Annotated in this window: 4 protein-coding genes and 1 pseudogene; 2 read left to right on the top strand and 3 right to left on the bottom strand. The window is 44.6% G+C overall.

Annotated features, from left to right (window positions below):
- Positions 1–283 precede the first annotated feature (283 nt).
- Positions 284–1,375 carry an HD-GYP domain-containing protein gene (locus HPY31_RS28330; protein WP_172143280.1) on the bottom strand — a complete coding sequence of 364 codons (1,092 nt, stop codon included), beginning with the start codon at positions 1,373–1,375 and terminating at the stop codon, positions 284–286.
- Positions 1,376–1,540: 165 nt separating this feature from the next.
- Positions 1,541–4,066, bottom strand: a complete 2,526-nt coding sequence (gene gyrA, locus HPY31_RS28325; RefSeq protein ID WP_172143279.1) for a DNA gyrase subunit A — start codon at positions 4,064–4,066, stop codon at positions 1,541–1,543.
- A gap of 563 nt (positions 4,067–4,629) precedes the next feature.
- Between gyrA and HPY31_RS28320 the strand changes: the two genes are divergently transcribed.
- Complete coding sequence (locus HPY31_RS28320; protein WP_172143278.1) at positions 4,630–5,355, top strand: response regulator transcription factor; 726 nt, start codon at positions 4,630–4,632, stop codon at positions 5,353–5,355.
- A complete protein-coding gene (locus HPY31_RS28315) occupies positions 5,352–6,731 on the top strand; it encodes a sensor histidine kinase (protein ID WP_172143277.1) in 1,380 nt (459 codons plus the stop codon). Before HPY31_RS28320 ends, HPY31_RS28315 begins: the two co-directional genes overlap by 4 nt.
- Positions 6,732–6,763: 32 nt before the next feature.
- Here the strand turns inward: HPY31_RS28315 and HPY31_RS28675 are convergent.
- A pseudogene (locus HPY31_RS28675) lies at positions 6,764–7,033 on the bottom strand (hypothetical protein); the annotation flags it as partial.

Raw genomic sequence — 7,033 nt, 5'->3', positions numbered from 1 at the left:
GTTCGTCTCTCTCGAGGCGACTTTTCTATCTTATCACACCACCTACGTTTTTGCAAGACCTTTTTAATAATCTTGTTTCGCTTAGCGGCGACAATTCAATACTTTATCAAACAATGCTCAAGAAGTAAATAGCTTAATTGGCTTTTCTTCTTGAAGTGTTGCTTCAATCGAAGCGACAAGATGTATCTTATCACGTATTTTTAAACAACACAAGAGGTTTTTATAATTAAATTGAATTTCTTTAAATTATATTAAAAGAGAGGCGAATGATTCGCCTCTCTCCTTACTGTTCCATTACCCTCACAATAGATAAATGTCGAGCTTCAACTAGGTTTACGATTTTTCCACCTGTTTCAACCATTGGCCTCGTTGGGTGATTACGATCTGTAAATACGATCTTCCCAATCGTTCCATCACTTAATTCAACGAGCGTTCCTACAGCGAATTGAGTGATCCCCTCCACAAATGTTCGAACAATGGTAGGATCAAGCTTCCCGAAGCTATCCTGCACTAATTGCTCCACGACTTGATAAGGAGACAACGCCTTTTGATGCACACGATCCGAGCTCATAGCATGATACACATCGGCCACAGCAACAATTTTACTGTATAAATGCAGTTTAGAACCAGGCAAACCTAATGGATAGCCTGAACCATCTTCTCGCTCATGATGTTGCAAAGCCGCTAATGCTACACCTTCACTTAAACCGTGGGATGACTTAATAATTTGGTAGCCATAAACGGTATGCTTTTTCATCTCTTCGAATTCATCTGGCGTAAGCTTCCCTGGTTTTTGCAAAATCCGCCGATCAATTTTCGTTTTTCCTATATCGAGCAATGTACCCGCCAATGCGACCTGCATCCATTCCTTTTCAGGCACCTTGACCCATTTTGCAATCATATAAGAAATAATCCCAACCGCTACGGCATGCTCGTAGGCATAGCTATCCATCTTTGCAAAGCGCCGAAGGGAGAGAAGAACTTGTGGTTGCTGCTGAAACTCCGTAATGATTGGCGTAACAACTTCCCTTACTTCCATAACTGGTATGTTATTGCCGCCTTGTACGCGGGTCATCAAATTTTTCAGTGTAGACACTGCTTTATCAAATGACTCCTGAAACACAGGTTTAGCTTGGGTAAACTTATCAGAAGCTTCTGGCGCATCTACCTTAGGTGTGGTTGATTCACCTTGGTCAGTCCAATCCCCTCCTGAATCCTCTACTTGTACCTGCTTGATCATGAACGCTTCTAAGAATTGCACTTCCCGTTCATAGAGAGGGGTTCCTTTTGCGAAAAGAATGCCTCCCAATGCTGTAAATACGTCTTCAGCCAATTTCGCTCCAAGAGTCAGTTGTTTCACTTCCACATTGGGCAACCTGCTCACCACCCGATCCAACTTGTTAATGATATAGTATCCATTTCCCAATTTTACTTCAAACCCAAACCATTTGCAGGAAAAAAGCAATGGGCTGAACAAACTTTTGCACTTACACAGAAAAAACGCCCCACATTTTGTGGGACGCTTTCGTCGTGATTTTCTTTATTCCTCTGTCGGTTCGGTAGGCTCGGTTGCTTCGACAGTCTCCCCATCTTGCAGATCTTCGATTCCCTCTTCCGCATCCTCATCCGTCATATCCTCTTCCTCAGTTGGAGGACATTTGGCAACTGACCCCACTTGCTCATTTTCAGACAAACGGATCAGTTTCACACCTTGCGTGTAGCGCCCCATCACAGAAATACCTTTCATTTCTGTACGGATGATGATACCGGACGTGGTAATAATCATCAGATCTTCTTCAGGCTCAACGACTTTCAGACCAACGACCGGACCGCTACGATCCGTTACATTGTGTGTCTTAATTCCTTTACCACCACGAGATTGAATGCGATATTCATCGACTGGAGTCCGTTTTCCGTAACCATTCGCCGTTACAATGAGCACTTCTGCATTTGGTTTGATAACGTCCATATCGATGACATCATCATCGTCGTCAAGGGTAATCCCCTTCACACCGGTGGCGTTACGTCCCATCGTGCGTACGTCTCCCTCATTGAAACGGACGGACATACCTTTATGAGTACCCATGATGATTTGCTGTTGGCCATCCGTCAGACGAACACCAATCAACTCATCATCTTCGCGTAGGTTAACCGCAATTAGCCCGCCTTTGCGAATATTTTCATAGGACTCCAGCGTGGTTTTCTTAATAATCCCCTTCTTGGTCGCAAAGAACAGGTAGTGTTCTTGATCAAACTCTTTCACAGGGATTACCGCACTAACGCGCTCCCCTTTTTCAATCTGAATGAGATTGATGATTGGGGTACCTTTCGCTGTCCGGCTCAGATCAGGAATCTCGAATCCTTTTAGGCGATATACCTTCCCTTTGCTCGTAAAGAACATGATGTAATCATGCGAGTTGGTAATGTACAGATGCTCGACAAAATCGTCATCCTTGGTTCCCAATCCCTGCACGCCACGTCCACCACGTTTTTGCGAACGGTAGGTGGAAACAGGCAGACGCTTGATATAACCGTCATGCGTCAGGGTGATTACGACATCTTCCTCTGGGATCAAATCAGCATCTTCGATATGATTCTCATCGAAAGTAATTTCTGTGCGTCTTTCATCACCAAACTTCTCTTTGATCTCACCCAGCTCATCGCGGATGATCGCGTAGATTTTAGCTTCGTCTGCAAGAATAGCACGCAGTTCTGCGATTTTTACCATGAGCTCTTGGTATTCGTTCTCAATTTTTTCACGTTCCAAACCAGTCAGGCGTTGCAGACGCATATCGAGAATCGCCTGTGCCTGCTCGTAGGACAAGGAGTAATTCTCCATCAGTCCTGTGCGAGCTTCTTCCGTGGTTTGAGAAGAACGAATCAAGCTGATAATCTCGTCAATATGATCCAATGCAATACGCAAGCCTTCCAAGATGTGCGCACGGGCTTCTGCTTGCTTGAGATCGTATTCGGTCCTTCTGCGGATAATGACACGTTGGTGCTCCAAATAGTAATAGAGCATGTCACGCAGATTCAATACACGCGGACGACTGTCAACGAGTGCCAGCATATTCACACCAAATGTAGACTGCATTTGGGTATGCTTAAATAGATTGTTCAATACAACCTTTGGAATGACGTCACGGCGCAATTCCATGACAATACGCATTCCTTTGCGGTCAGACTCATCACGAAGGTCGGTAATACCTTCGATTTTTTTCTCCCGCACTAGCTCCGCGATTTTTTCCACGAGTCTAGCCTTGTTCACCTGATAAGGGATCTCTGTTACGATGATGCGCGGTTTGCCTTTCCCATCCTCTTCAATCTGGGTTTTGGCGCGCATAATAATGGAACCACGGCCTGTTTCATAGGCACGGCGAATACCACTGTAACCGAGAATCTCCCCCGCTGTAGGGAAGTCAGGTCCCTTGATGATTTTCATCAAATCTTGAATCGTAATATCAGGATTGTCGATCATGGCAATGACACCATCAATGACTTCCGTCAAGTTATGCGGCGGAATATTGGTAGCCATACCTACAGCAATCCCTGATGCACCATTCAAAAGCAGGTTCGGGAAACGAGAAGGCAATACAACCGGCTCTTCTTTGCGTCCGTCGTAGTTAGGAGTGAAATCGACCGTTTCTTTATCAATATCGCGCAAAAGCTCCAGCGCGAGCTTGGAAAAACGCGACTCCGTATAACGCATCGCCGCTGCCGGGTCGCCGTCTACAGAACCGAAGTTCCCTTGCCCTTCAACCAGCATGTAGCGCATGTTAAAATCTTGGGCCATACGTACCATCGCTTCATAGATGGAAGAGTCACCATGCGGATGGTAGTTCGCCATTACTTCCCCGACAACGTTTGCCGATTTACGGAACGGCTTGTCAGGAGTAAGGCCCATATCGTGCATGGCATACAAAATACGCCTGTGTACAGGCTTCAAACCATCGCGAACGTCAGGCAAAGCCCGACTGACGATAACGCTCATCGCATAGCTAATGAACGATTCTCTCATTTCGTGGCTAATATCGACTTTTGGAAACCGAGCAGTTTCTTCTGCCATAAAGGGTAAACCTCCAACTGGTTATCACAATACTTCATTATACCATATAGAGAGAGGACACGTCCAAAAAAACCACTTGAATCAATCCATTTCCCCAAGATTTCCCTCTGAATTGGTCGTACACTCGGGCATTCCGTTTCGCCCCTAAATATTCCAGCTTTGTTTCACGCTGGATCATCACAAAAACAAAAAAGGCCCCCTACATTCTGGCGCCTAGAATTTCATGTCTTTTTACTTGTCGTTGTCATCATCTTTACAGCTTCACGACCATTTCCAATTCAGAGAAGCGAATCATTGTCTTCGTATCGATTAACAATCCGAACGTAATCGCGATCATCTGTAGTAGTTTTCTCATGGTGTATCCCTCCGTTATTGAATGTACTTTCATTTTACAGGGTATGACCACGTAGTCCTATCGATTTGGGTTTCAACTTCCTTACACTATTGTAAGAAACGTAGGAAAGGAAGTATGGGAAAAGTGTGGGAAATGCCTACAACAACTGCTTAAGTCTGTTTGAAGATGTACAATAAAGTGAGAATCTTAAGGTTCGCGGAGGAATCCTATGAAGACATTTCACATTGCTATCGTAGACGATGACATCAATATTCGTCATATCGTCGAAGCCTATCTGCAAAAGGAAGGCTATGTTACAACTGCCGTTGAATCAGCCGAAGAGGCTATTACTTTAGAGCAAGAGAATCCCCCCGATCTATGGGTATTGGACATCATGTTGCCAGGTATGAATGGCTATGAGTTTTGCAGACGTATTCGTGCTATCTCAGAAACGCCTATCATCATGGTTTCCGCACGCGACGAAGAAGTAGACAAGATTCTTGGACTAGAGCTAGGAAGCGACGATTATCTCACTAAGCCTTTTAGTCCCCGTGAATTAGTGGCACGTGTGAATCGGGCACTTCAACGATGGAAACAAATGAAATCCCATTCAGAAGAATCCACCTCCATTGAGAAAGAGAGTAACTCGGAAGAGACCGCTAACAGCGCTCTTGTATTAGATAAGGAAAAACGTCTGGTATATTCTTTTGGGGAAGAAGTAGAGGTGACCTCGAAAGAGTTTCAAGTGCTCAGCCTTTTATCGGAGCATCCGAATCGGGCTTTTTCCCGTGATGAGCTGCTCTCTCTTATATGGGGATATGATTATTTTGGAAGTGATCGAGTGGTTGATGATCTCATTCGTCGTATCCGAAAAAAGCTGGATAAGATCCCTCTTGAGACGGTTTGGGGCTTTGGGTATCGCCTGCGAGCTAAGGAAGGAACGAAGGATGAATGAGTATCCAATTTCGCATTACGTTGATGTTTGCCCTTCTTCTCTGTCTTGTCATGGGGGTATCAGCTTTCCTGATCAATTCGTTTTTGCTCGATAATTTAATTGAGCAGCAAAAGAATGAATTAAACCTAAAAGGTCGATTCTGGATCGAAAAAATGAACGAATCGAATGTAAAGATTGAAACAGAGGGAGTCGCAGAACTCGAAAAGCTTCTCGTCTCCAATCGCAAGATAGAAGTGTTGCTCTTAGGCAAAAAGAAAAAAGTACTCTACACGTCCCTGCCCTCTTCCAATTTGAATGGGTGGATGGATGCCCTTGAGCGTAAAGCGGAGAAAAGGCAAAATCGAAACATATGGATTGTCGGAAGCGATGATTACGTGGTCGTTAACCTGCCTTTTAAAAACGATGAAAAGCAACGACTGATTCTGGCCTCTCCTGTACGTGGACTTAAAGACACTCGTATGGAAATGACGAATAACATCTTGCTCATCGTTTTGATTGGAGCCATATCTACCATTTTGCTCAGCTTTTTTATTACGCGTAGTATGGTGCAGCCACTGCATAAATTGACGAGAGAAATAAAAAAGGTTCAAGCACGGCGTTTTTCCGAGGTCCAACTCATTCCTGCACGCGGTGAAATTGCTGAAGTCTCGAATAGTGTTTACTCCATGGCACAAGAGCTGGATCGCTTTCATGAAATCCAGCGGCAATTTTTACAGAATGCTTCCCACGAGCTAAAAACCCCTCTCATGTCCATTCAAGGATATGCTGAGGGAATTCGCGATGGTGTTTTTGTTGATGATGCTGCTGAAAAGGGTTTTGATGTGATCGTAGAGGAAACCAATCGGTTGAAGCATATTGTGACTGAAATTATATTGTTGGCCAAGCTTGAAGGTGAAGAGAATTTGTTTGATCCCTCGTGGCATTCCGCTACCGACCTGGTGACTCGTGCCATTGAGCGGTTACACCCTTTGCAGCTCCAACACAATGTAACGATTTCAGTACGTCCGACTAAAACCAATGACATAGTGTACGTAGATGAAGGAAAGTTTCTTCAAGCCTTGTTGAATATCATTGGAAATGCTTTGCGCCATGCCAAGGATCAGATCACGATCGAAGTTAAGTCAGGCAAACGTCAACTCCAGATAGAAATACAAGATGATGGGGAGGGCATCGCGGAAGAACTTCTCCCTCATTTATTTCATCGTTTTGTGAAAGGAAAAAATAGTGATGTCGGACTGGGGCTCGCTATTTCTCGAGCAATTATCGAACGTTCGCATGGCCGTCTTCAGGCAGAAAATGGCCCACTCCACGGCGCTGTCTTTCGCATCACCCTCCCCTTGTATCCCCAGCCTGAAAACTCACGAACACCCGAGTGATCTAGTGTCTACTCGGGTGTTTTTCTTTCCATCTATATATTTACCGCTACATGTTCCCGGAAACTTTCGCTGCAAGCGCGTGCCTTCCAATTCGCATAACTATAAATGATCCTCCACCGTAAACAGCCAATATCCACCCAATCTAAGCCATAGAAGACAATGAATAAGCCCAAAGTAAGCGTAGAAAAGGATAGTGCTGAAGGAAGCAGCATTACCGAAAATCCAGCGAGAAGAAAAAAATACCAGCTATCCTGTTTGTGGAGCCGACTGGAAGAGGCTTGTTTCATAATGACATCACTTTG

The sequence above is a fragment of the Brevibacillus sp. HB1.3 genome, assembly GCF_013186635.1.
Taxonomy (GTDB): Bacteria; Bacillota; Bacilli; order Brevibacillales; family Brevibacillaceae; genus Brevibacillus; species Brevibacillus brevis_D.
This window is presented reverse-complemented; position numbering and strand designations above follow the sequence as displayed.

Coding starts and splice junctions, on each gene's coding strand:
- HPY31_RS28315 (WP_172143277.1), top strand. CDS start 5,352: ATGAGTATCCAATTTCGCATTACGTTGATGTTTGCCCTTCTTCTCTGT.
- HPY31_RS28320 (WP_172143278.1), top strand. CDS start 4,630: ATGAAGACATTTCACATTGCTATCGTAGACGATGACATCAATATTCGT.
- gyrA (WP_172143279.1), bottom strand. CDS start 4,066: ATGGCAGAAGAAACTGCTCGGTTTCCAAAAGTCGATATTAGCCACGAA.